22 protein-coding genes are annotated in these 24,676 nt (G+C 34.2%); 17 read left to right on the forward strand and 5 right to left on the reverse strand.

Annotated elements, in window-relative coordinates:
- The first annotated feature begins 137 nt into the window (after nt 1–137).
- The 4 genes from sppA to D8M03_RS00365 all read left to right on the forward strand — a co-directional run bounded on the left by sppA (nt 138) and on the right by D8M03_RS00365 (nt 3,460).
- A complete protein-coding gene (gene sppA, locus D8M03_RS00350) occupies nt 138–1,148 on the forward strand; it encodes a signal peptide peptidase SppA (RefSeq protein ID WP_121212690.1) in 1,011 nt (336 codons plus the stop codon).
- A 13-nt stretch (nt 1,149–1,161) separates the two neighbouring features.
- A complete protein-coding gene (locus D8M03_RS00355) occupies nt 1,162–1,746 on the forward strand; it encodes an RDD family protein (protein ID WP_121212691.1) in 585 nt (194 codons plus the stop codon).
- Between the two features lie 157 nt (nt 1,747–1,903).
- Nucleotides 1,904–2,413 carry a thiol peroxidase gene (gene tpx / locus D8M03_RS00360; RefSeq protein ID WP_121212692.1) on the forward strand — a complete coding sequence of 170 codons (510 nt, stop codon included), beginning with the start codon at nt 1,904–1,906 and terminating at the stop codon, nt 2,411–2,413.
- Between the two features lie 117 nt (nt 2,414–2,530).
- Nucleotides 2,531–3,460 carry a class I SAM-dependent methyltransferase gene (locus tag D8M03_RS00365; RefSeq protein WP_121212693.1) on the forward strand — a complete coding sequence of 310 codons (930 nt, stop codon included), beginning with the start codon at nt 2,531–2,533 and terminating at the stop codon, nt 3,458–3,460.
- Between the two features lie 86 nt (nt 3,461–3,546).
- Here D8M03_RS00365 and D8M03_RS00370 read toward each other — a convergent pair whose 3' ends face one another.
- Both D8M03_RS00370 and D8M03_RS00375 read right to left on the reverse strand, forming a co-directional pair.
- A complete protein-coding gene (locus D8M03_RS00370) occupies nt 3,547–4,536 on the reverse strand; it encodes an acyltransferase family protein (protein WP_121212694.1) in 990 nt (329 codons plus the stop codon).
- A 154-nt stretch (nt 4,537–4,690) separates the two neighbouring features.
- Nucleotides 4,691–5,140 (reverse strand): universal stress protein, encoded by a 450-nt coding sequence (locus tag D8M03_RS00375; RefSeq protein WP_121212695.1) that lies wholly within the window; start codon nt 5,138–5,140, stop codon nt 4,691–4,693.
- A gap of 267 nt (nt 5,141–5,407) precedes the next feature.
- Between D8M03_RS00375 and ald the strand changes: the two genes are divergently transcribed.
- Nucleotides 5,408–6,523 (forward strand): alanine dehydrogenase, encoded by a 1,116-nt coding sequence (ald, locus tag D8M03_RS00380; protein WP_121212696.1) that lies wholly within the window; start codon nt 5,408–5,410, stop codon nt 6,521–6,523.
- 42 nt (nt 6,524–6,565) lie between these two features.
- Here ald and D8M03_RS00385 read toward each other — a convergent pair whose 3' ends face one another.
- A complete protein-coding gene (locus D8M03_RS00385; protein ID WP_121212697.1) occupies nt 6,566–7,654 on the reverse strand; it encodes a M24 family metallopeptidase in 1,089 nt (362 codons plus the stop codon).
- Nucleotides 7,655–7,777: 123 nt separating this feature from the next.
- On the opposite strand from D8M03_RS00385, the gene D8M03_RS00390 reads away from it, so the two are divergent.
- Nucleotides 7,778–8,455, forward strand: a complete 678-nt coding sequence (locus D8M03_RS00390; RefSeq protein ID WP_121212698.1) for a metal-dependent hydrolase — start codon at nt 7,778–7,780, stop codon at nt 8,453–8,455.
- A 258-nt stretch (nt 8,456–8,713) separates the two neighbouring features.
- Nucleotides 8,714–10,021, forward strand: a complete 1,308-nt coding sequence (locus D8M03_RS00395; RefSeq protein ID WP_121212699.1) for a DRTGG domain-containing protein — start codon at nt 8,714–8,716, stop codon at nt 10,019–10,021.
- Nucleotides 10,022–10,067: 46 nt separating this feature from the next.
- On the opposite strand, the gene D8M03_RS00400 is transcribed toward D8M03_RS00395, so the two are convergent.
- Nucleotides 10,068–10,373 carry a YtpI family protein gene (locus D8M03_RS00400; protein ID WP_121212700.1) on the reverse strand — a complete coding sequence of 102 codons (306 nt, stop codon included), beginning with the start codon at nt 10,371–10,373 and terminating at the stop codon, nt 10,068–10,070.
- Between the two features lie 100 nt (nt 10,374–10,473).
- On the opposite strand from D8M03_RS00400, the gene D8M03_RS00405 reads away from it, so the two are divergent.
- From D8M03_RS00405 to D8M03_RS00440, 8 genes are all read left to right on the forward strand, one after another.
- The gene (locus D8M03_RS00405) at nt 10,474–11,418 is read left to right on the forward strand and encodes a DHH family phosphoesterase (protein WP_121212701.1); all 945 of its coding nucleotides are present in this window, start codon (nt 10,474–10,476) and stop codon (nt 11,416–11,418) included.
- 16 nt (nt 11,419–11,434) lie between these two features.
- On the forward strand, nt 11,435–14,518 hold the full coding sequence (gene dnaE / locus D8M03_RS00410; RefSeq protein ID WP_121212702.1) for a DNA polymerase III subunit alpha: 3,084 nt from the start codon (nt 11,435–11,437) through the stop codon (nt 14,516–14,518).
- 270 nt (nt 14,519–14,788) lie between these two features.
- Entirely contained in the window at nt 14,789–15,436 is a 648-nt protein-coding gene (locus D8M03_RS00415; protein WP_121212703.1) for a FadR/GntR family transcriptional regulator, read from the forward strand.
- A 23-nt stretch (nt 15,437–15,459) separates the two neighbouring features.
- Nucleotides 15,460–16,332: an acetyl-CoA carboxylase, carboxyltransferase subunit beta gene (gene accD, locus D8M03_RS00420; protein WP_121212704.1), complete on the forward strand. Its 873-nt coding sequence runs from the start codon at nt 15,460–15,462 to the stop codon at nt 16,330–16,332.
- Nucleotides 16,325–17,290: an acetyl-CoA carboxylase carboxyl transferase subunit alpha gene (gene accA / locus D8M03_RS00425; RefSeq protein ID WP_121212705.1), complete on the forward strand. Its 966-nt coding sequence runs from the start codon at nt 16,325–16,327 to the stop codon at nt 17,288–17,290. Before accD ends, accA begins: the two co-directional genes overlap by 8 nt.
- A 310-nt stretch (nt 17,291–17,600) precedes the next feature.
- Nucleotides 17,601–18,560, forward strand: a complete 960-nt coding sequence (gene pfkA, locus D8M03_RS00430) for a 6-phosphofructokinase (protein ID WP_121212706.1) — start codon at nt 17,601–17,603, stop codon at nt 18,558–18,560.
- Nucleotides 18,561–18,582: 22 nt separating this feature from the next.
- A complete protein-coding gene (gene pyk / locus D8M03_RS00435; protein WP_121212707.1) occupies nt 18,583–20,343 on the forward strand; it encodes a pyruvate kinase in 1,761 nt (586 codons plus the stop codon).
- A gap of 114 nt (nt 20,344–20,457) precedes the next feature.
- Nucleotides 20,458–20,865 (forward strand): FxsA family protein, encoded by a 408-nt coding sequence (locus D8M03_RS00440; RefSeq protein ID WP_341967449.1) that lies wholly within the window; start codon nt 20,458–20,460, stop codon nt 20,863–20,865.
- A gap of 24 nt (nt 20,866–20,889) precedes the next feature.
- On the opposite strand, the gene D8M03_RS00445 is transcribed toward D8M03_RS00440, so the two are convergent.
- Nucleotides 20,890–21,861 (reverse strand): AI-2E family transporter, encoded by a 972-nt coding sequence (locus tag D8M03_RS00445; RefSeq protein WP_211330841.1) that lies wholly within the window; start codon nt 21,859–21,861, stop codon nt 20,890–20,892.
- Between the two features lie 258 nt (nt 21,862–22,119).
- Here D8M03_RS00445 and citZ point away from each other — a divergent pair, with 258 nt between their 5' ends.
- Nucleotides 22,120–23,235 (forward strand): citrate synthase, encoded by a 1,116-nt coding sequence (citZ, locus tag D8M03_RS00450; protein ID WP_121212708.1) that lies wholly within the window; start codon nt 22,120–22,122, stop codon nt 23,233–23,235.
- An 84-nt stretch (nt 23,236–23,319) separates the two neighbouring features.
- Nucleotides 23,320–24,579 (forward strand): NADP-dependent isocitrate dehydrogenase, encoded by a 1,260-nt coding sequence (icd, locus tag D8M03_RS00455; RefSeq protein ID WP_121212709.1) that lies wholly within the window; start codon nt 23,320–23,322, stop codon nt 24,577–24,579.
- Nucleotides 24,580–24,676: the final 97 nt, after the last annotated feature.

Below are 24,676 nucleotides of genomic sequence, written 5' to 3' on the forward strand. Positions count from 1 at the left end.
AGTGTCGCATTATGGAGATTTGAAATGGTATTTATTTCGAATCTCCATTTTTTTTGGTAAATTTAAAGGCGAAACAAAATTTTTTGAAACAATTGAACATCTTATACGTATGTATGGAGTGAGGAGGAATCAATAACATGAATATGAAAAGATGGCTCGCATTGGGAGCTGCAGTAGTATTATTAGTTTTTTCTATTGGATTAAACACAGTGATGGCTTTATTTAAAACAGATTTCTTTAGTAATTTTGATAGTCTAATGAGTACTGAACAAGAAGTATCTGAAATTGTATTGGAACCAGGAGATTTTAATAAACGCATTGCATTATTATCCGTTGATGGGACGATACAAGATGTGGGTTCAAGTACACCTTGGACAACAGTAGAATATGACCATCAAAACTTTTTAGCACAGCTAGAAGCAATTTTAAATGACGATAGCGTACAAGCTGTTGTATTAGCTGTTGATTCACCAGGTGGTGGTGTCATTGAATCTGCTGAAATCCACAAAAAATTATTAGAAATTAAAGAAAAAAGAGAAATTCCAATTTATGTATCAATGGGCTCAATGGCTGCTTCTGGTGGTTATTATATTTCAGCACCAGCAGATAAAATTTATGCACATCGTGAAACTTTAACTGGTTCAATCGGTGTAATCATGCAAAGTTATAATTTCTCGGAACTAGCAGATAAAGTTGGTATTAAATTTGAAACAATTAAGTCTGGTGCTCATAAAGATATGTTCGGTGGCACAAGACCAACTACAGAAGAAGAAAAAGCAATGTTGCAAGAAATGATTAACGATTCTTATGAGGTATTTGTAGATGTAGTTGAGCAAGGACGTGGAATGACTGAAGCACAAGTGAAAAAAGTTGCCGATGGTCGTGTATTAGGTGGTTCACAAGCATTGAAGGCAGGTCTTGTTGATGAGCTTGGCGGGCTAGAAGATGCAATTGCTTCACTTCGAGCAGACTACGGTTTAGAAGATGCAGAGCTTTTTGAATATGAAACAGGTTTTGGTGATTTCACTTCATTACTTGGTATGAAGATCAGCTCATTCTTTGGACCTTCTCCTGAAGAGAGAATGTTAACAAAACTTATGTCTTGTTATGATGCACCACGTATGATGTATTTATATGGTGAATTTTAAGGAGGGGAATTAGATGTCTGAATTTGGAAATAACGAATCAAATTTGTCTAATACAAACAATGAGATCGTTCCTGCTCCTAATAAGTATTCAGTAGAAGAAATTGAACAGTACGAAGAAAAAACTGCGGGCTTTTGGGTAAGATTTTGGGCTTTTGCCATTGATTCATTATTGGTGAGTGCAATTGTTGGCATCTTAGTAAATCCTGTTTTTCGTCTGTTTGGTTGGAGTTTAAATGACTCAAATTGGTATGCACCAATAACGATTATTTCAGCGATAATTTATTATGCTTACTTTGTTTTAACTACGAAGATTTGGAATCAAACAATCGGCAAAATGATTTTTGGATTAAAAGTAAAACGAGTTAATGGGGAAAAGCTAGATTGGATGACCGTTTTATTCAGAGAGATTGTAGGACGATTTATTAATAATACGATTAAAATTTTATATATTATTGTTGCTTTTATGCCTAAAAATAAAGGGCTGAATGATGTTATTGCCGATACGATTGTAGTTCATGAAAAAGTATATACAAAAAATAAAGTGATTGTTCAAAAGAAAGTAGATTACGAAACAGATCAATCAATCTCAGCAACTTAGGAAGAGAACCATCTGTAATTGTTTTACAGATGGTTTTTATTTTTCACTTCAATCTTAAAGATCACAGTAACGATTCACGCTATATTTTTCAAGCTTAGTTGTTTGCAAATTTTACTTTACCTTTAGTAAGATAAGTTCAGAAAAGGAGGATGAGATTATGGTACAAGTAACATTTATTAACAAACCAGTAACATTAGTAGGTAATGAAGTAAAAGTAGGGGATAAAGCACCTGACTTTTCTGTGTTAGCAAATGATATGTCAACAGTTACATTAAAAGATTCAGCAGGAAAAGTACGTTTAATTGCGTCAGTACCGTCATTAGATACTGGGGTATGTGATGCAGAAACGCGTCGTTTCAATGAGGAAGTAGCAGGTTTAGGTGAAGATGTTGCGTTTTACACAGTATCAGTAGATTTACCTTTTGCTCAAAAACGTTGGTGTGCAGCAGCAGGTATTGATGGTGTTCACACTGTATCAGATTATCGTGATCTTTCTTTTGGAGAAAGTTATGGGGTATATATGAAAGAAAACCGTCTACTTGCTCGTGCGGTGTTTGTAATTGATAGAAATGATACTGTTACTTATGTAGAGTATGTTTCAGAAGGTACAAGCCATCCAGATTATGAGGCTGCTATTAATGCTGTGAAAGAAGCATTAGCGAAATAATTATTTTCGTATCTTGTTTAATTGTTGTAATATAGAATAAACAAGGATGAAAAATATACGTTAAATGTTCGCCCACTCTATTTTTGAGTGGGTTGTTCATTTCAAAAGGAGTCTATGATGGAAAAGTTTGAACAAATATTTTCGTATATTAATGAAAAAGCGAAAGAATACGAGAAAAAAGAAAGTATCACATTTTTAGATGGTGTTTTACAAGCTCTTGAAGATATCCTAGATGAAAAAGATTCATGGTTAGGTAGTACTGCATCAAAAGAAGAAATTCGTAAAGCCATACAAATTGCGATATTAAAAGGGATGAGAAAAACTTCTCAACCAAATCATCAAATGACACCAGATACACTTGGATTACTTGTTGGTTATTTTGTAGAGCAGTTTTTTGAAGAACATATTAAAAATAATCAAATTTCTATTTTAGACCCAGCCGTTGGAACAGGAAATTTATTATTAACTGTAATGAATTTACTTGATGGAAAAAGCTCTGCTACAGGTATTGAAGTAGATGAATTGTTAATACGATTAGCAGCAGATACAGCGGAAATAATTGAACAACCAGTCATGTTCTATCATCAAGATGCTTTACAAAAAATGCTTGTTGATCCAGTTGATGCTGTTGTATGTGATTTGCCTGTTGGTTATTATCCAAATGAAGATGTTGCCCTTGATTATGAATTATGTGCACATGAAGGGTTAAGTTATGCTCATCACTTATTAATTGAGCAATCCGTAAATCATTCAAAAGATGGCGGATATTTATTTTTCTTAATTCCTGCTAATCTTTTTGAATCAGAACAAGCTAAAGATCTACATAAATATTTAAAGAAACACACATGGATTCAAGCAGTTATTCAACTTCCTGAAAACTTGTTTGCTTCAAAAGCCCATGAGAAGAGCATTTTAATTTTACAAAAGAAAAGTGATGAGCAAAGAGCTCCACGTGAGGTACTGCTGGCAAAAGTACCAAACATGTCAAACAAGCAAGCACTTGCTATGTTCTTTGAGAAAGTTCAAATTTGGAAACAAAATAAATAAACAAACTTTAAAAACAAAAAATCAACATTTCGTATGTGAAATGTTGATTTTTTATATGCAGAATCATACTCAACCTTTAAAGAAAATCATTTATGTCCTAGGATATTTTTCTTTGTTGGGAGGGTACATATCTGGTTAACAACAGTGTAAACAGGTTTTCTCGATAGAATAAATAAAATACTAGCAGCAAAAACAAAGATAAGCCAGTATTGTTTTGATTCTAGAATATACTCTTTAATTGGTGAATCGTAAAAAATTCGTATTACAACCATATGTAATAAGTAAATTGATATTGTTACTGAACCGATGGATGTATAAAATCTTCGTTTATTTGATACGAGAGTTAAAAACATATATGTCGCAGTAAACATAACGATATATGCAACGAATCGACCTAGCCAAGCCCATTGCATAGGAACGGTCGATATTTCATCATATGGACGTTTCCCTAATAACCATACATGTTGTTCGATTGGAACAAAGTAATAGATAGTAATAAAACCAATCATCGCTAGTAGGACTCCGTTAAGTACATGCGTGCGTGATTTTAGTTTTAATAAATGTTCGGTCTTTAAATAATAACCTACTAGGAAAAATGGAAAGAAGAAAAATGTCCGTGAAAGACTTAATACCTCATTAATCGAATCGTCATAACCAATAAGAATTGAAATAACTAAAGCTAATGGTAATCCATACTTAATTTTTCCAAAAAAGTATAATAATATGTTCCATAATATTAAACTTAGTAAAAACCATAAAGCCCATCTCGGAATAAACAAACTAAGTTCAATTGAGTCATCAAAAATATAATAATAGTAAACACTATAGAAAATTTGTAAAAGTATATAGGGAAATAATAATTTTTTTATAACCTTTGTTAAATAGCCAGATTCGTATATTTTTTTTGCAAAAAATCCGGAAATTAAAATAAATGCTGGCATATGAAAAGTATAAATAAACATATATATGCTGCCCAATAAATGACTATCATCAATATACTTTGAAAGAATATGCCCAACGATGACTAGGTAAATTAATATTGCCCTAGCATTATCAAAATATGGAATTCTATTCATTTTTGTATCGTCTCTTTTCTAACGCACATTATAACTAAAACATATTTTAGTAAGAATCTCTATACAAAATATTTATCATGATATCATATATTTTACAGAAAATAAAAAAACCAAAGAGGATTCTTTGGCTTTTTGCATTACATTCATTGTTAAATTATGGAGTATCAGGAGTTCTAACAACAAGAACGTCACATTTTGAAGAACGTACAATTGCTTCAGAAACAGAACCGATTAGGAAACGTTCAACAGCATTTAAACCAGTAGCACCGCAGACAATTAGATCTGCATCTACAAGTTTTGAAAGTTCTTTTGTAATGATCGTTTTTGGTGAACCGTATTCGATGATTACGTTTACATCTTTTACGCCAGCTTCTTCTGCTTGTTTTTTATAGCCTGCTAATAATTCTTCAGAGAAACTTTGTGCACGTTCTGCGATAGAACGATCGTAAGCTTCAATAGCGGCGAATGATCTAGTATCGATTACATTTACTAAGTTTAATTTTGCATCTTGATTTCTTTTTGCTACTTCAATAGATTTTTTGAAAGCGTATTCAGCTTCTTTCGAACCATCTACTGCAACTACGATACTTTTATAATGAGTCATCTAAAATTCCCCCTTTAAAATATACCTTCATTATAGCAAATACCAAAATAAAGAAAATATATAATTTACAAAATTATGTAATGTTCACAAAAATTCCTTACAAAAGTGATGAAAAAGTGAATTATTTAAATTTCGATAAAACCTTCCAATTAAAAAAATTTATTTTTAGTTTTGTGAAAAATAATAGATTCCAATTTTCTCATTAATTGATATAATGGTATAAAATTTGGTAATAAAACTACAAACAGCAAAGGAAAGTGATCAACGTTGAAAATTGGAGTACCAAAGGAAATTAAAAACAATGAATACCGTGTAGCAATGACACCAGCGGGAGTTGTAACTTTAACAAGTGCTGGCCATGAAGTTTTTATTGAAACTGGTGCAGGATTAGGTTCTTCTTTTACGGATGAGGACTATTTGAATGCTGGAGCAAAAATAGTTGAAACAGCAAGTGAAGCATGGAATCAAGAAATGGTTATGAAAGTAAAAGAGCCAATTCAAAGTGAATATAAATATTTTAAAGAAGGTTTAATTTTATTCACATACTTGCATTTAGCTCCAGAAGTTGAGTTGACACAAGCATTACTTGATAATAAAGTTGTAGGAATTGCCTATGAAACGGTTCAATTACCTAATCGTTCATTACCACTTTTAACACCAATGAGTGAAGTAGCAGGAAAAATGTCCGTGCAAATTGGTGCACAATATTTGGAAAAAATGAATGGCGGTATGGGTATCCTTTTAGGAGGAGTATCAGGTGTTCAACGTGGAAAAGTAACGGTTATTGGTGGAGGTATGGCAGGAACAAATGCGGCTCGTGTTGCTATCGGCATGGGCGCGGATGTAACAATTTTAGATGTAAGTCCTGAACGTCTTCGTCAAATCGATGACATTTTTGGTCATTCCGTTCAAACATTAATGTCGAACCCTTATAATATTGCGGAATCTGTAAAAGATTCTGATTTAGTAGTCGGATCTGTATTAATTCCTGGTGCAAAGGCGCCAAAACTTGTAACTGAAGAAATGGTAAAATCAATGAGACCTGGTTCTGTTATCGTTGACATTGCGATTGACCAAGGTGGTAGCTTTGAAACAACAGACCGAGTTACAACTCATGATGACCCAATTTACATTAAACATGGTGTTGTTCATTACGCTGTTGCAAATATGCCAGGTGCGGTTCCACGTACTTCTACAATTGCATTAACGAATAATACAGTTCCATATGCATTACAAATTGCAAATAAAGGATATAAACAAGCTTGTATCGAAAATGAAGCATTGAAAAAAGGTATCAATACTTTAGAAGGGCATGTTGTTTATAAGGCAGTGGCAGAAGATCAAGGCCGTGAATATGTTCCAGTAGATACGTTATTACAATAAAGAAAAAGCTGCTTTGGATTGTTTCCAATAGCAGCTTTTATATTATAGAATCATTAATTCTTTAGGGAATTTAGTTAGTACTTCTACACCGTTTTCCGTTACAACGACATCATCCTCAATACGAACCCCTGTCACACCCTCTTTATAAATACCAGGTTCAATTGTAAAGACCATACCAGGTAATAACTCCATCTCATTTGAACCGTTAATCGAAGGGAATTCATGAACTGAAATTCCTAAACCATGTCCAAGTCTATGTGTAAAATATTCGCCATAACCAGCATTTCCAATTGTGTCTCTTGCAATTTTATCTAAGTCCATTGCACGAACACCGGATTTAACAGTGTTAATCGCATTTTCATTTGCCGCAAGAACGGTTTGATAAATTAATTTTTGCTCATCAGTAGGTTCTCCATAAGCAACAGTTCGAGTAATGTCTGAACAATATCCTTCATAAATAACACCTAAATCAAATAAAATCATATCGCCCTTTTGGATTTTGCGATTACCAGGTGTACCATGTGGTGAAGCTGTTTTTGGACCGGAAAGCACCATTGTTTCAAAGGACATATTGTAACCTTTTTCTTTAACGGCATTTTCGATTGCAGTTAAGATTTCCATTTCCGTTTTGCCCTCAGCAATTTCTTTACATCCAACTTCTACAGCATAATCTGCTAGTTTTGCAGCTTCTCTCATTTTTTCTAATTCAACTTCATCTTTAATTACACGCATCTTGTTTATTTGATCATCGAGACGGACAAAATTTGCTTGAGGATAAAATTGTTGTAGTGCTTCAAGTCGCTCAACAGTTAAATGAGCTTTTTCAATTGCAAAGTTTGATAAAGCTACACCTCGCGCATTAATTGCATTCGATAAAATTTGCCATGGATTATCAGTATCTAAATGTCCAATTGTTTCAAAATTCCAACCTGAAGCTTTCGCATCGGGAACTTCCATCTTTGGACAAATTAATAATGGATCTTGGTCTTTAAAAACGACAACACCAAGTAATCGTTCATGCGGATTACTTTTAAAATTTGAAAAATAGAACACATTATCTGGAGTTGTGATAAAAGCTAAATCAATTTCATTCGCTTTTAAATAGCTTTGTAATTTATTAATTGCTGTCATAAGAGAGTCCTCCTGAAAATTAAAAATGGATTTGTACTTGTAATAGTATAGCAAAAAGAAGGAAAAACACCCTTAAAAAGAGAATTAAGAAATTATTACGTGTGTTTATAGGAGGATTAATAAATGGAAATATCATATCACGGACATTCAGTAGTAAAAATAGTAACAAACGGAAAAACAATTTTGATTGATCCTTTTATTACTGGTAACCCTGCAACAGACTTAAAGGCAGAAGAAGAAAAGCCAGATGTTATTTTATTAACTCACGGGCATAATGACCATGTTGGAGATACAATTGAATTAGCGAAAAAGCATAATTCTTTTGTTGTTGCTCTTAATGAATTTGCAGTTTATTTACAAAAAGTTGGTGTGAATGCACATCCAATGGGAGTTGGTGGAGCATACGAATTTCCATTTGGTAAAGTAAAATATACACTTGCTTTCCACGGTTCTACTTATGAAACAGAAGATGAAGTGGTTAATGCAGGTAACCCAGGTGGTATTTTATTCACTGCTGAAGGTTTAACAATTTATCATGCTGGTGACACAGCATTATTCGGAGATATGAAGTTAATCGGTGATAGAAATAATATTGATGTCGCGTTCCTACCAATTGGAGATAACTTCACAATGGGACCAGAAGATGCAGCCTATGCAGTTTCATTATTAAAACCAAAAGTAGTTGTTCCAATACACTACAATACTTTCCCGATTATTAAGCAAGATCCTACAGTATTCGCTGAATTAGTTAAGGATAGCGAAGTACAAATTTTACAAGCTGGTGAGAAAGTTCGTCTGTAATACATTAGCAAGAGAATGAGGTGTCCAAAAAGAAAACCCTTTTTGGACACCCTTTTCTTACTTGATAAATATCTCTCAAGAACTCCTTTGATGGTCGCATCAATATGCCACCATCTTTGTCACAAGGAACTACTCAAAATGACTTTTTAGACAGCATTCTTATTTTTTTCTCTTATTGCAAATATGCTTATTATCTATACATAATTGAAATATGTTACACTAATGGCAAGGAAAGATAGATGGGATTAGGTGATAGCCATGTCAACAAAGCACGAGAAAATATTACAGTATATCGAATCATTACCTGTTGGCGATAAAATTTCAGTTCGACAAATTGCAAAAGAAATGCAAGTTAGTGAAGGTACTGCATATCGCGCAATTAAAGAAGCTGAAAATCGCAGACTTGTAAGTTCCATCGAACGAGTTGGTACGATTCGAATAGAGAAAAAGAAAAAGGAAAACATTGAACGCTTAACATTTGCTGAGATTGTTAACATTGTCGATGGACAAGTTCTTGGTGGAAAAGCCGGGTTACATAAAACATTAACGAAGTTTGTAATTGGTGCCATGCAATTAGATGATATGATGCGTTATACAGATGCAGGAAGCCTCTTAATTGTAGGGAACCGTGTTAAAGCCCATCAGAATGCTTTAACAGCAGGTGCTGCAGTATTAATTACAGGTGGATTTGATACAACAGAGGAAAATAAACAGCTTGCTGATGAATTAGAACTACCAATTATCTCATCAAGCTATGATACATTTACTGTAGCTACGATGATTAATCGTGCCATTTATGACCAATTAATTAAAAAGGATATTTTATTAATTGAAGATATATATATTCCAATTGAAGAGACTGCAACATTAAAAAATACAGATACAATTGCTGACTTCCAAAACTTAAATATCCGAACTTCACACGGAGCATTCCCAGTTGTTACGAAAGCTAATAAATTAGTAGGGATGATTACAGTAAAGGACGTAATCGGTAAAGAGGAAAATGAGCCAATTGATAAAGTAATGACGAAAAATCCGATTTCTGGAACGATGAAAACGAGCGTTGCATCTGCTGGGCACCGTATGATTTGGGAAGGGATTGACTTACTACCAATTGTTGATGATGATGGTATCTTAAAAGGGGTAATCAGTCGTCAAGATGTTTTAAAAGCCTTACAACATGCACAAAGACAGCCGCAACACGGTGAAACAATCGATGACTTAGTAAAAAGTGAAATGAAAGTTATGGGTGAAGAAGATGTTGTCGTAGAATTTAAGGTAACTCCTCAGATGACGAACCATTATGGTGCCATTTCCTATGGAGCTTTTACGACATTACTAGCAGAGGTTGGGGCATTTGCGTTGAAAAGAAGAAAACGTGGAGATGCAGTAGCTGAAAACATGACAATCTACTTCATTAAGCCAATTCAAATGGAAAGTGTCTTAACAGTTGTTCCACATATTTTAGATATGAGTCGTAAATTCGTAAAAATGGACTTTGATATTTTCAACGAATCGATTCTGGTTGGGAAAGCAATGATGACGTTCCAGCTATTAGAGAGATAATAACTAAAAGGCTAATCCAATATGTTTTGGACTAGCCTTATCATTATTATTTATTCAATTCAAATTCTTCTTTAACAAATTGTCCTTCGTGTCGAGCTCGTTTATATTGAGCGTTTGCATACAATAATCCTACAAGTATAAAGACAGCGCCTATTAAAAATCCTACAAGTGTTGGATAGATAATGCATGTATTGATACCAAAGAAAACGATAAAGCAACCTAGTGCTACACCAGCTTGGGCTTTATACCATTTTTTTCGAATTGGTAAAACAGAACGGAATTGTTTTGTTTTAAAATAAAAGTACGCAACAAAAGATAAGATAATCAATGCGACAAATATTATATTGAACATTATTATGACCTCCCAAAAAGCACTGATAATATTGTAACGATTTTTATATAAAAATGCTAACAGATAGAATAAAAAATAGATTCCTTAGGGGGAAAACAACTTGAAACGACAAATCATTGACACAATTGAAAAATATGACACAATCATTATTCATCGCCACGTACGTCCAGATCCTGATGCATATGGGTCACAGTTTGGATTGAAAAAAATATTAGAAGCAAATTATCCAAACAAATCCATTTACGCAGTTGGGGACCATGACCACAATCTAACTTTTATTGCTACTCCAGATTCAGTAAGTGATGAAACATATTCAAATGCTTTAGTCGTCGTTACAGATACTGCTAATACGGATAGAATTGATGATTCTAGATACACAAATGGTTCATTTCTTATAAAAATTGATCATCACCCAAATGACGATCAATATGGTGATAAGTTATGGGTAGATACAGATGCAAGTTCTTGTAGTGAAATGATTTATGAATTATTTGAAGAGGGTAAAAGTTACAAAGGTTGGGTTTTACCAGATGAAGCTGCTCGTGCATTATTTGCAGGTATTGTAGGGGATACTGGAAGATTTTTATATCCAAGTACTACAGAAAAAACATTTGAAATAGCGGGTCATTTAATTCGTTACAATTTTGACCGAAATGAAGTTTTTAATAGTATGTATGAGAAAGAGCCTAATCTTCTACATTTACAAGGTTACATCTATGAGAACTTCCAAATGGATAAAGACGGGGCAGTGTACATAAAGCTAACGAAAGAAATCTTGAATAAATTTCAAGTAACACCAACTGATACATCATTGCTAGTTGGTTCTTTAAGTAATATTAAAGGTGTTAAAGCATGGTTGATTTTTGTTGAGGATGAAAACCATATTCGTGTTAGACTACGTTCGAAAGGTCCAATTATTAATCAACTAGCTAAAAAGTATAATGGGGGCGGACATCCACTTGCTTCAGGTGCAACGGTTTATTCTTGGGAAGAAGCAGATCGTGCGATAGAAGATTTAATAGAACTTTGTCGAGAATATAAATAAGATTGGGGATGAAGTTTTGTCAGTTGTATACCCACAAATACGAACTAGTGCGGATTTATTAAAAAGTACCATTCGTATAGAAGAGCTCATTCCATTTCTAAAAAAACAAGAGGCAAAAAGCTGTGCAATGGTAAATTCTACATTGTACGGGCTTTTGCCTTTTTGGCATAGTGTAAAACAAGCAGGCATTCATCCGGTTATCGGATTAAATATAAGAGTCCAATTTTCTAATGAACTAAATTTGCCATTAATTATTTATGCAAAGAATAATGATGGATATAAAAATTTGTTGAAAATAAGTAGTAGCATTTCAATCCGTGAAGATCGATTAATCCCTTGGCGATGGCTCACAGCATATTCTAAAGGGTGTATTGCTATTATTCCAGTGATTTCGGAAAACGGAAATTGGTTACGAGAACAAAATGTACCGTTCATTTCTCAAGTTAAAGATGCATTTCAGGCAGAAGTTTATTTTGGTATATCTCGTAGTGGGGGAATGGTTTCTCCGGAAGAAAATAAAGTCTTTTATTTAAGTGATCATTTCAATGTTAAATGTATGGCTATACAAGAGTGTTTATTTTTACAACCTGAAGAGTATTTTCCATATCAAGTTGCGAGGGCCATTGAAACAGGGGTCAAACTGAGTGAAGGAATACATAATTATCAAGAAAATCATTTTACCCCTACTAAAAATCAATGGGAAGCATGGTTCCAAGATAAACTTGATTGGCTTGAGGAAAGTAAGAGGGTCATGCTTAGCTGTCAAGTAGAGCTCACAAATCAAGGCCACTACATGCCGAAATATCCGCTTCCAGATGATAAAAATGCAGAAACAGAGTTAGCGAAACTTGCTTATCATGGTTTAAAAGAACGATTAAATACCGATTCTCCAAGTGAAGTGTATATAAATCGATTGAAGTATGAGTTAAATATTATTCAATCAATGGGCTATGCGGACTATTTTTTAATTGTAGCCGACTTTATGAATTATGCTAGAAAAGTAAATATACTAACAGGTCCTGGTCGTGGATCTTCTGCAAGTTCTCTTGTTGCTTACTGTTTATATATTACGCAAGTTGATCCAATACAATATGGTTTACTGTTTGAACGGTTTTTAAATCCGGAACGTATTACACTACCGGATATTGATATTGATTTTGTTGATACAAAAAGACAAGAAGTGATTCAATATGTATCAGAAAAGTATGGTAAACAACATGTAGCGCAAATTATTACATTTGGAACTTTGTCTGCTAAAGCGGTAGCTCGTGACGTTGCTCGCATGTTTAACTTCGAAAGCGAAACACTATCCATGATTTCTAGGTTAATACCAAATAAAATCGGAATAACATTGCAAGAAGCTTATATTACATCAGAACCATTTAGAAAATGGGTTGAATCTGAAGAAATCCGTAAGAAATGGTTTATGGCAGCGAAAAAATTAGAAGGTTTGCCTAAAAACGCTTCTACTCATGCTGCTGGTGTTGTATTAAGTCCTGTACCGTTAGTTGAAGTTGTTCCAATCGAACAAGGTCATGACGGAATTTATTTAACTCAATGGTCTATGCAAGAGGTGGAACAAGTAGGGTTATTGAAGATGGATTTCCTCGGTCTACGTAATTTAACGATATTAGAAAATATTCGAAAATCCATTTATTACACTACTCGAAAAGTTATCGATTTTAATAAAATTCCGTTGAATGATGAAAAAACATTTGAACTTTTAAGGCAAGGAGATACGAATGGTATTTTCCAATTAGAATCGGACGGAATGAAAAATGCGTTAAGAGAAATTGCCCCAACACATTTTTTAGATATCGTAGCAGTCAATGCTCTTTATCGTCCAGGACCAATGGAGTTTATATCCGTTTATGCGAAACGAAAAGCGAAGAAAGAACCAGTTGTTATGCCACATCCTGTCCTTGAACCAATTTTGAAAGAAACATATGGTGTTATTGTTTATCAAGAACAAATCATGCAAATTGCCAATGTAATGGCAGGTTTCACAATTGGGCAAGCAGATTTACTAAGGAGAGCAGTTAGTAAAAAGAAAAGAGAAGTGTTAGAGGAACAAGAGTTAGCTTTTGTAAATGGTGCAATTGCTAAAGGCTTTCCTGAACAAGTTGCAAAGGAAGTGTACGCGTTAATTGTACGATTTGCTGACTACGGTTTCCCGAAAAGTCATGCAGTTGCTTATAGTTTAATTTCTTATCAAATGGCTTATTTAAAGGCGAATTATCCAGCAAACTTTTATGCAGCATTAATGACGAATGCAATAGGAAATCAGGAAAAACTGTTCCAACTTATTTTAGAAGCTAGAAATAAGGGAATTGAAGTGTTAAGACCTTCTATCGTTAAGAGCAATCGAGTCTTTACTGTTGAAAAGGATGGCATTCGTTTCAGCCTGTCAGCTATTAGAAGATTGCCACAGCCCTTTTTACAAAAGATAATCGATATCCGAAAATCAAGGCCACAACCATTTGAGGATCTATTTGATTTGGCGGTGAGTTTAAGTGCGATTCATTTTAATCGAAAGGTAATGGAACCATTAATTAAATCTGGTGCTTTGGATGATTTTAAAAAGGATCGCGCAACATTACTTTCAACTTTAGAAGCTGCTGAAAAACATGCCGAAATTGTCAGACCTACAGAAGAGAATGATTTATTTTCATCAGAAGGTTTTTTATTTGGCAAACCCAAATATATAGAAGCTTCCCCAATGCCAGATAAAATGAAGCTACAATTTGAAAAAGAAGTATTAGGCTTCTACTTATCTGAACACCCAGTTTCATTGGAACGAACGAAATGGACAGACATACATTCTACAATTAAAACCATAAAAAATAGTGTACCTAACACGTATGTTAAATTCGTAGCAATGGTAGAAGATATTCGCCAGATACGGACGAAAAAAGGGGAGCTCATGGCATTTATTCAAGTTCAGGATGAGTATGGATCGATTTCTACTACTCTTTTCCCTAAGCAATATAACGAAGTATTAGGATGGATTCAAGTTGACCGAATTGTTTATATTGAAGGAATATTCGAATTAAGAAATGGAACTCCGCAAATTATCGTGAAAATAATGAGAAATAGTTAGTAAACGAGAAAAGTTAATAATTAATCAAAAAAAACTGTGCATTTATGCACAGTTTTTTCTTTACAAAGAGAAATTCATTATGTATGCTTATAAAAGTGGTCAGACCACTTTTGACATAGTTGGAGTTTGAAGAGAACACATTCAATATTGGAGACAATTTGATTTTTTTAGAAGCGAAATATCTAATTCTTACCACGATAGAATGAAGGATTAACTGATTGGATGAAGAAATTATTAAGTAAAGGGATATTTCTGATTTGAGGGGGGCTTATGGATAAAAAACAGGAGAATAAAAAAATATTTTTAGAGATTGTACAACAATTAAGAGAGTTAATTAAGCATGAAAATATTCAACCTGGAGATAAGCTCCCATCGGAAAGAGTTTTATCAGAGAGGCTCAATGTAGGTCGCTCGTCAGTTCGGGAAGCATTACGTAGTTTAGAATTGCTCGGACTAATCGAAACAAGACACGGTGGAGGTACCTTCTTAGCCTCATTTCAATCCCATCAATTAGTTGAAATAGTAGCTTCTTTTATCTTACAAGAAAATAAATCAATAGAAGATGTTCATACGACAAGAAAAATGCATGAAAGGGAAGCACTTCGAGTAATTTGTTCTAATGAGATTTTAAGACGACTCCCAGTTTGGGAAAGCTTAATTTTTAGATTAGAAAATGATGAAGAAGTTGTACGCGACCTTATTTTAAGAGAAATACTCATCGCTTCAGGGAATAGACTGGCACTAAAAATTTGGCTCCAATTAGCAGCTTATAGTTCAAAATCATTGAAAAAGCTAACTACTGAAGAAGAGAAAATAATCATACAAAAGCTATTAGCATCATTACAAGAAGGTAATGAAATTGAAACAATCGAAGCCTATGAAAAATGGATGATGTATTTAAAAAACACAGATTTTTGACCAATATTAAAGGGGGAAAAACAGTGGCAATTAGAAATCTATTATCTATTAACAAGAAGAAAAGTAAAGGTGTCATTGTAGATCGTAATAAAGAAAACTCCTTTCCGGCTGATTTAATGACTAAATGTCCTGAATGTAAAAAAATATATTTAACGAAAGAATTAGAAAGTAATTTAAAAGTATGTCCGAATTGCGACCATCATTATAAGATGACTGCTTGGGAGCGAGTAGACATTTTCTTAGATGAGGGTACATTCGAATCCTTTGATGAAAATTTACGAACTTCAAATCCATTAAAATTCCCATCTTACTTAGATAAAATTGAAGTAGATTCTCAAAAGACAGGTTTAAATGAAGCGGTTTTAACAGGTATGGGAAGCTTAAAAGGTGAACAGGTAGTCGTTGCGATTATGGACTCCCACTTCCGCATGGGTTCTATGGGTTCTGTTGTAGGTGAAAAGATAACAAGAGCGATTGAAAGAGCAACAGAATATGAACTTCCATTTATTATTTTTACAGCAAGTGGCGGGGCACGAATGCAAGAAGGTGTTATTTCATTAATGCAAATGGCAAAAACAAGTGTAGCCCTTAAACGTCATAGTGATCATGGTCTTTTGTTCATATCGATTATGACTCACCCTACAACAGGTGGTGTTTCTGCTAGTTTTGCATCGCTGGGTGATATTAATATTGCAGAACCACAAAGTTTAATTGGATTTGCAGGACGTCGTGTTATCGAACAAACTGTACGTGAAAAATTACCTGATGATTTCCAGACTGCAGAATTTTTACTGGCACACGGTCAATTAGATGCAATTTTCCACAGAAAAGACATGCGTGATAAAATTGCAGCAATCGTGAAAATCCACCGTAAAGGAGGAGTTGTACATGTCTAAAACACTAGGCTTTGAAGAACCAGTTGTAAAATTACGTGAAAAAATCGATGAGCTAAAAGAGATTGCGAGCAGTGCAGATGTTGATATGTCTGATGAAATTGAAACATTAGAAACAAGATTACAACAACTTGAATCGAAACTTTATTCAAATATGGAGCCTTGGGACCGAGTGCAAGTAGCAAGACATCCAAATAGACCGACAACATTAGATTATGTTCAAGAATTATTTACAGATTTTATAGAACTTCATGGTGATCGTTACTACGGTGATGACGAGGCTATTGTAGGGGGAATTGCTTTATTTGAAGGGCAACCTATTACAATCATTGGTCATCAACGTGGGAAAACTACGAAAGAAAATATCCGCCGTAACTTTGGAATGCCTCATCCAGAAGGGTATCGAAAAGCATTACGTTTAATGAAACAAGCAGAAAAATTTAATCGACCTATTATTTGCTTTATTGATACAAAAGGAGCTTATCCTGGTAAAGCAGCTGAAGAGCGCGGTCAAAGCGAAGCTATCGCTAAAAACTTGTTTGAAATGGCTGGATTAAAAGTACCAGTAATAAGCGTTGTTATTGGAGAAGGTGGAAGTGGTGGTGCGTTAGCATTAGGTGTTGCGAACAAGCTATATATGCTTGAAAATTCGACTTACTCCGTTATCTCTCCAGAAGGCGCAGCATCTATTTTATGGAAAGATGCTAGTCTTGCAAAACAAGCAGCTGAGGCAATGAAAATTACAGCAGGTGATTTAAAACTAATGGACATTATCGATGACATCATTCCTGAAGTCGCTGGTGGTGCACATCGAGATGTTCAAGTACAATCTAAATCATTAAAAACATTCCTTGAAAAAGCCCTAGAAGAATTATCAACACTTTCAGAGCGAGAACTGATTGAAAATCGCTATGATAAATTTAGAAAAATTGGTGAATATATAGAATTAGAAGATTTATAAATGAAAGACACCTCGGCTTTTTTATCTGCCGAGGTGAATTTCTTTTAAGGTACTTATTAATTGTTAGAGTATAGGAAAGTATGGATTATAGTTAGATAACGTATTTAAAATTTTTATTTTCCTATCTTCTAAATTTAGCTTTGTCGTTTTTTTCTATTAAAGGTAAAATAATAACGCGATTATTTATTTTTTAATAAAATTGGAATATATATTATTTTTGTAAAAGAATGTTTAGTTTTAAAGTGGATTTATTACATTGTTAGGATTTTATGTTAATGTTTATAGTAAGGGTAGTTTAGGAGGAAACACGATGAAGAAAATAGCTGTATTAACAAGTGGGGGAGATTCACCTGGAATGAATGCTGCTATTCGAGCAGTTGTCCGTAAAGCAAATTTTCATGGTGTTGAAGTGATGGGGATAAATCACGGATACGAGGGCTTTATAGAAGGTAGAATGGACTTATTAGATTTAGGCTCTGTTGGAGGTATAATTCAAAGAGGGGGTACAAAATTATTTTCTTCGCGTTGTCCACAATTTAAAGAAGATAAATACCAATATCAAGGTATTGAAAAAATGAAGGCTGCTGGTGTGGAAGGACTTGTCGTTATCGGTGGAGATGGATCATATCGTGGCGCATTGGAATTAACGAAAAAAGGTTTTCCATGTGTTGGTGTTCCAGGAACAATTGATAATGATATTCCAGGCACTGAATATACAATCGGATTTGATACTGCACTGAATACAGTGATTGAATCAATCGATAAAATCCGTGATACTGCAACAAGTCATGAAAATTCATTTATTGTTGAGGTAATGGGCCGTGATGCTGGAGATATTGCATTATGGGCAGGACTTGCAGCAGGTGCTGAATCAGTTTTAATTCCTGAAGAAGCTTATGACATAGATGAAATTATTGCACGCATTAGACGTGGTGAAGCGCGCGGTAAGAAACATAGTATTATCATTGTCGCTGAGGGTGTTATGTCTGGTAGTGAATTAGCAAAAATTCTAAAAGAGAAAGCGAATATTATTACTCGAGTTTCTGTATTAGGTCATATTCAACGAGGTGGTTCACCGTCAGCACGTGACCGCGTTTTAGGTGGACGTTTAGGTGCAAAAGCAGTTGAAGTTTTACTTGAAGGTCGCGGTGGCCGTGCAGTAGGAATAAAAAATCACCAAGTTATCGATTATGATTTAGAAGAAGCATTTACGCAAAAACATAAAGCAGATTTAAGCTTATACACATTATCAAAAGAACTTTCAATTTAACTTTAGTTACGGAGAGAAAAATATGAGAAAAACAAAAATTGTATGTACTATAGGTCCGGCAAGTGAATCGCCAGAAATGTTAGAAAAACTAATAAACGCGGGAATGAATGTTGCACGACTAAACTTTTCCCACGGAACTCATGAAGAGCACGCAGTTCGTATTGCAACAATTCGTGATGTTGCAGAAAAGTTAAACAAAACAGTTGGTATTTTATTAGATACAAAAGGTCCAGAAATTCGTACGCACACAATGGAAAATGGAGAATTACATCTTTCTCAAGGACAAGTTATTGATATTTCGATGACAGAAGTCGTTGGAAATGAAAGCTGTTTTTCTGTGACGTATGACCAGCTAATCGATGATGTGAATCAAAATGATAAAATCTTACTTGATGACGGTTTAATTGAACTTCGTGTTTTAGCAAAAGATACAGAAAAAGGATTAATTACTACAATTGTAGAAAATCCAGGAATATTAAAAAATAAAAAAGGTGTTAACGTACCAGGCGTATCAGTAAAATTACCTGGAATTACAGAAAAGGATGCTCAAGATATTTTATTTGGTATTGACCAAGGAGTAGATTTCATTGCAGCATCATTTGTTCGAACAGCGAAAGATGTATTAGAAATTCGTGAACTGTTAGAACAAAATGGCGGTAGTCATATTCAAATTATCCCAAAAATTGAAAACCAAGAAGGCGTAGATAATATTGATGAAATCATTCAAGTATCTGATGGTTTAATGGTTGCCCGTGGTGACCTAGGGGTAGAAATTCCTGCAGAAGAAGTACCACTTGTACAAAAAACGTTAATTAAAAAATGTAATCAAGTTGGTAAACCAGTAATTACGGCTACACAAATGTTAGATTCTATGCAACGTAATCCTAGACCAACTCGTGCAGAAGCATCAGACGTTGCGAATGCAATTATTGATGGTACAGATGCAATTATGTTATCAGGCGAAACTGCTGCAGGTAACTATCCTGTAGAATCTGTTCAAACGATGAATAAGATTGCGGTTCATACGGAAAATTCTTTAGATTATCGTTCAATTGTTTCTATTCGAAGTCGAGAAAAAGGAACGACAATGACAGAAGCTCTTTCGCAAGCAGTAGCATACACATCAATTAATTTAGGTGTAAAAGCTGTTCTTGCTCCTACATCAAGTGGAACAACTGCAAAAATGATTGCGAAATATCGCCCAGGCGTTTCGATTATAGCCATTACTAATGAGCATTCAACTGCACAAAAATTAACCCTTGTTTGGGGAGTAATACCAATTGTTACACAAAAAGTAACGACAACGGATGAAATTTTAGAGCTTTCTGTTGATGAAGCATTAAAACATCAATATGTCGACCATGGTGATGTAGTAATTATCACTGCGGGTGTTCCTGTAGGTGAAGCGGGTACAACGAACTTGATGAAAGTACATGTAATTGGTGATTTACTAGCAAAAGGACAAGGTGTTGGAAAACTGTCTGTTGTTGGAAAAGCGGTTGTAGCTAAAAATGCTGAGGAAGCTTCTGCATATGATACAGAAGGATGTATTTTAGTTACAGTAAGCACGGATCGTGAAATGATGCCGATTATTGAGAATTGTGCTGGAATTATTACTGAGGAAGGCGGACTAACTAGTCATGCAGCAGTAGTTGGACTTAGCTTAGGAATTCCGGTAATCGTTGGAGTAAACGAGGCGACAACATTAATCCGTCATGGTCAAGAAATCACGATGGATGCAGAAACAGGTGTTATTTATAAAGGACATGCAAGTGTACTTTAATCAGAAACTTTAGTTTTAACGCGGGAACGTCTCACATTGTATGAGAATGTTCTCGTTTTTTATTTCATAATGAAACTTTTAACTTGAAAAACCGTATTTAATTATGAGAAATATGTGAGGGGGAGATCTGAACTGAGAAAAATATTTTTAGGGCTTATCGCCACTATGTTAATAGAAATTGCGATATTTATTTTAGTTGGTAAAACGATGGGAATATTTAATACCCTTTTATTAATTGTTCTAACAAGTATTGTTGGGATTGTAGTTGCCAAAAAGCAAGGAATCGATTCCATTCAAAATATGCAATCCAGTCTTTCAAACGGTATCCCACCAGGTCCTGCAATGATTGATACATTTTTAATTTTCTTAGGAGGATTATTATTAGCGGTTCCAGGATTTTTAACGGATATTGTTGGATTTTTAATGGTTGTCCCATTTACAAGAAAATTGTTTAAACCTGTAATTTTTAATTGGTTAAGAAGAAAATTTAAAAATGGTCAAGTATATATCTACAGGCAGTAGCATCCAACTACTGCCTGTAGTTTTTTAATTATTATAAAGTGAATTATGTTTTAGTTTTACAGCAATTAATAATAAAAATGGACTTAATAAAATTCCGTAAACTCCAAATAATAAAATAGAAGCAGCGCTGATAAAGAACGTATGAACTGTTCGTAAATGGAAGGTGGAAGCCCATAACAAACTCTCTGCAATTTGCCTTGTTATTTGGATAAAAATATAAAGGAGTATGATTGCAAAGCATAAAAACTTTTCACCTATGGCAAAGAAATATATTGCTAATGGAATAAGAAAGAGTCCAATTCCAAAAAACGGGAGCGCATCTGCTAAGGAAATTAAAAATGATTTATTAATTGGATGCTCAAACCCTAATAAAGCAAGTCCACAACTTAATAATAAAAAAGTGATAATAAACAATTGAAATTCAACATAAAGAAAATAACCAAAAAGATTTGTTGCTTTCATGAAATAACTTTTCCATTCATCACGATACTGCTTCGGAACGTAAATAAAGAACCAATATCGATTTCTTCGTGATTCAAAAATGGAGAAAAAGAATGCAACGATGAAAATGAACACTTCAATAACATATGCTAATAGATCTTGAAGAAAATTTGCTAAACCCATAATAGCAGTGTCAATTAAAGATAATGATTTATTAAAAATTGTTTCTAATAAGATATGCTCTCCAGAATTTAGTATATTTAATTTCTCTACTTGAAGTTTAACTTCGGGATAAATAGATATAATACTTTGTATGGTAATATAGAATAATGAATAAGTGGCTAAAAATATACAGATTGAAACAAGAATAGCACTAATGACATAGGGTATCTTCAATCTTTTATGGCAAAAGTTGATGACGGGATAGAGAAAGTAAGCAGCAAATAAAGCAAGGGAAACTGGCAAAATAAGCCACAAAATGATAAAATATACCATTAAAATTAGGTATTTAATAACTTTTTTAGAAGGAAAATTACTCATTTTGTTTGATTGCAAATTTGTCACCTCTGTTTTATGTAATCCAAATCTCGTTCATATCCAATTATTCTCTTTTAAACTCTTTTTTTATATTCTATTCAATTTTTTCTTCATTTCTATTAAATTCATTCACAAAGACGTCAAAATTTATTATAATAACTTGTGTAAGCGATTTACTTATAGGTTCAATATGAGCAGAACACTTTCTTTGTGCTTCTTTTGGGATAGAAAGAAAGCACTTACAATCTAAATTCATTTATGAGGGAGCGATTTTTTATGACAGCAACACGCGGTTTAGAAGGTATCGTAGCAGCAGAGTCAAAAATCAGTTCAATTATCGATGACACACTTACATATGTAGGTTATAACATTGATGATCTAACTGATAACGCTACATTCGAAGAGGTAGTTTACTTACTTTGGCATACACGTCTACCGAAAGAAGATGAATTAGCAGAGTTAACTAAACAATTAGCAGAAAATGCTAGTGTACCTCAAGCGATTTTTGACCAATTTAAAACATACCCATTAGACACTGTACACCCAATGGCAGCTCTACGTACAGCTGTATCTTTATTAGGTGTATATGACGAAGAAGCTGACGACATGTCTCCAGAAGCAAACTACCGTAAAGCGATTCGTTTACAAGCTAAAATTGCTACTGTAGTTACTGGTTTCTCTCGTATCCGCAGAGGTTTAGAACCAGTTGCACCAAAACCTGAATTAGGATATGCAGCAAACTTCTTATATATGTTACATGGTAAAGAGCCACAACCAATTGAAGTTGAAGCATTCAACAAAGCATTAGTTTTACATGCTGACCATGAATTAAACGCTTCTACATTTACAGCTCGCGTATGTGTAGCAACACTTTCTGATGTATACTCTGGTGTTACTGCAGCAATTGGCGCTCTTAAAGGTCCTCTTCACGGTGGAGCAAACGAGCAAGTAATGAAAATGTTATCTGAAATTGGTTCAATTGATAACGTTGAATCTTATATTCAAGGTAAATTAGATAATAAAGAAAAAATCATGGGATTCGGTCACCGCGTATATCGTAAAGGCGACCCACGTGCTAAACACTTACGTGCAATGAGTGAAAAATTAACTAAATTAACTGGCAAACCAGAATTATTTGAAATGTCAGTTAAAATTCATGATATGATCGTAGGCCAAAAAGGTCTTCCAGCAAACGTTGACTTCTTCTCAGCGTCTGTTTACGATTCTTTAGGAATTGAACATGATTTATTTACTCCAATCTTTGCTGTTTCTCGTACATCAGGTTGGGTAGCACACATCCTAGAACAATATGCTAATAACCGCTTAATTCGTCCTAGAGCAGAATATGTGGGACCTGGAATGCAAAAATATGTTCCAATTAACGAGCGATAATTTTTTAAAATTATGTTAAAATGTCAAGGACTGTGTTTTATTAATGGCACAGTCCTAGACTTATGACTTTAGGAGGCAACTTTAATGAGTAAAATTGTAGTAGAAAACGGTGTACTTCAAGTACCAAACAATCCAACAATTCCATTTATCGAAGGTGACGGAATTGGTCCTGATATTTGGGCTGCAGCATCACGCGTAATCGATGCAGCTGTTGAAAAAGCTTACAACGGCGAAAAGAAAATTGAATGGTTAGAAGTACTTGCTGGTGAAAAAGCATTCAACCAAACTGGTGAATGGTTACCACAAGAAACTTTAGATAAAATCAACGAATACTTAATCGCAATCAAAGGTCCTCTTACAACTCCAATCGGTGGCGGTATCCGTTCACTAAACGTTGCATTACGTCAAGAACTTGACTTATATGTTTGCTTACGTCCAGTACGTCACTTCGATGGTGTTCCTTCTCCAGTAAAACGTCCAGAAGATGTTGATATGGTAATCTTCCGTGAAAACACTGAAGATATTTATGCTGGTATCGAGTATGCTCAAGGTACTGAAGAAGTTAAAAAAGTAATCAACTTCTTAAAAGAAGAAATGGGCGTTAACAAAATCCGTTTCCCAGAAACTTCAGGTATCGGTATTAAACCAGTATCAGTTGAAGGTACTGAGCGTTTAGTACGTGCTGCAATCGAATACGCTATTAAACATAACCGTCCATCAGTAACATTAGTTCACAAAGGTAACATCATGAAATTTACTGAAGGTGGATTCAAAAACTGGGGTTATGCATTAGCTGAACGTGAATATGGTGATAAAGTATTCACTTGGGATCAATACGACAGAATTAAAGCAGAACAAGGTGTTGAAGCTGCTAACAAAGCACAAGCTGATGCTGAAGCTGCTGGTAAAATCATCGTAAAAGATTCAATCGCTGATATCTTCTTACAACAAATCTTAACTCGTCCAAAAGAGTTCGATGTAGTAGCTACAATGAACTTAAACGGTGACTACATTTCTGATGCATTAGCTGCACAAGTTGGTGGTATTGGTATCGCTCCAGGAGCTAACATTAACTATGTAACTGGACATGCTATTTTCGAAGCTACTCACGGTACAGCTCCAAAATATGCTGGTCAAGATAAAGTTAACCCATCATCAGTATTACTTTCTGGTGTGTTAATGCTTGAACACTTAGGTTGGCAAGAAGCTGCAGATTTAATTACTAAATCTGTAGAAAATACAATTTCTTCTAAAGTTGTAACTTACGACTTCGCTCGTTTAATGGAAGGTGCAACTGAAGTTAAATGTTCTGAATTCGCTAACGAATTAATTAAAAACCTTTAATATTAAAATTTAATCAATTTAGATAATTTATTTTGATTCATTACTTATTAGTTGACTAATAATAATGAAATAGGACAAAATAATATTGTCAAAAAAA

This window comes from Ureibacillus endophyticus (genome assembly GCF_003628435.1).
Classification (GTDB): Bacteria; Bacillota; Bacilli; order Bacillales_A; family Planococcaceae; genus Ureibacillus; species Ureibacillus endophyticus.

Coding starts and splice junctions, on each gene's coding strand:
- D8M03_RS00390 (WP_121212698.1), top strand. CDS start 7,778: ATGGAAATATCATATCACGGACATTCAGTAGTAAAAATAGTAACAAAC.
- D8M03_RS00365 (WP_121212693.1), top strand. CDS start 2,531: ATGGAAAAGTTTGAACAAATATTTTCGTATATTAATGAAAAAGCGAAA.
- D8M03_RS00415 (WP_121212703.1), top strand. CDS start 14,789: ATGGATAAAAAACAGGAGAATAAAAAAATATTTTTAGAGATTGTACAA.
- accA (WP_121212705.1), top strand. CDS start 16,325: ATGTCTAAAACACTAGGCTTTGAAGAACCAGTTGTAAAATTACGTGAA.
- sppA (WP_121212690.1), top strand. CDS start 138: ATGAATATGAAAAGATGGCTCGCATTGGGAGCTGCAGTAGTATTATTA.
- pyk (WP_121212707.1), top strand. CDS start 18,583: ATGAGAAAAACAAAAATTGTATGTACTATAGGTCCGGCAAGTGAATCG.
- D8M03_RS00385 (WP_121212697.1), bottom strand. CDS start 7,654: ATGACAGCAATTAATAAATTACAAAGCTATTTAAAAGCGAATGAAATT.
- D8M03_RS00395 (WP_121212699.1), top strand. CDS start 8,714: ATGTCAACAAAGCACGAGAAAATATTACAGTATATCGAATCATTACCT.
- citZ (WP_121212708.1), top strand. CDS start 22,120: ATGACAGCAACACGCGGTTTAGAAGGTATCGTAGCAGCAGAGTCAAAA.
- pfkA (WP_121212706.1), top strand. CDS start 17,601: ATGAAGAAAATAGCTGTATTAACAAGTGGGGGAGATTCACCTGGAATG.
- D8M03_RS00400 (WP_121212700.1), bottom strand. CDS start 10,373: ATGTTCAATATAATATTTGTCGCATTGATTATCTTATCTTTTGTTGCG.
- tpx (WP_121212692.1), top strand. CDS start 1,904: ATGGTACAAGTAACATTTATTAACAAACCAGTAACATTAGTAGGTAAT.
- D8M03_RS00355 (WP_121212691.1), top strand. CDS start 1,162: ATGTCTGAATTTGGAAATAACGAATCAAATTTGTCTAATACAAACAAT.
- D8M03_RS00375 (WP_121212695.1), bottom strand. CDS start 5,140: ATGACTCATTATAAAAGTATCGTAGTTGCAGTAGATGGTTCGAAAGAA.
- icd (WP_121212709.1), top strand. CDS start 23,320: ATGAGTAAAATTGTAGTAGAAAACGGTGTACTTCAAGTACCAAACAAT.
- D8M03_RS00370 (WP_121212694.1), bottom strand. CDS start 4,536: ATGAATAGAATTCCATATTTTGATAATGCTAGGGCAATATTAATTTAC.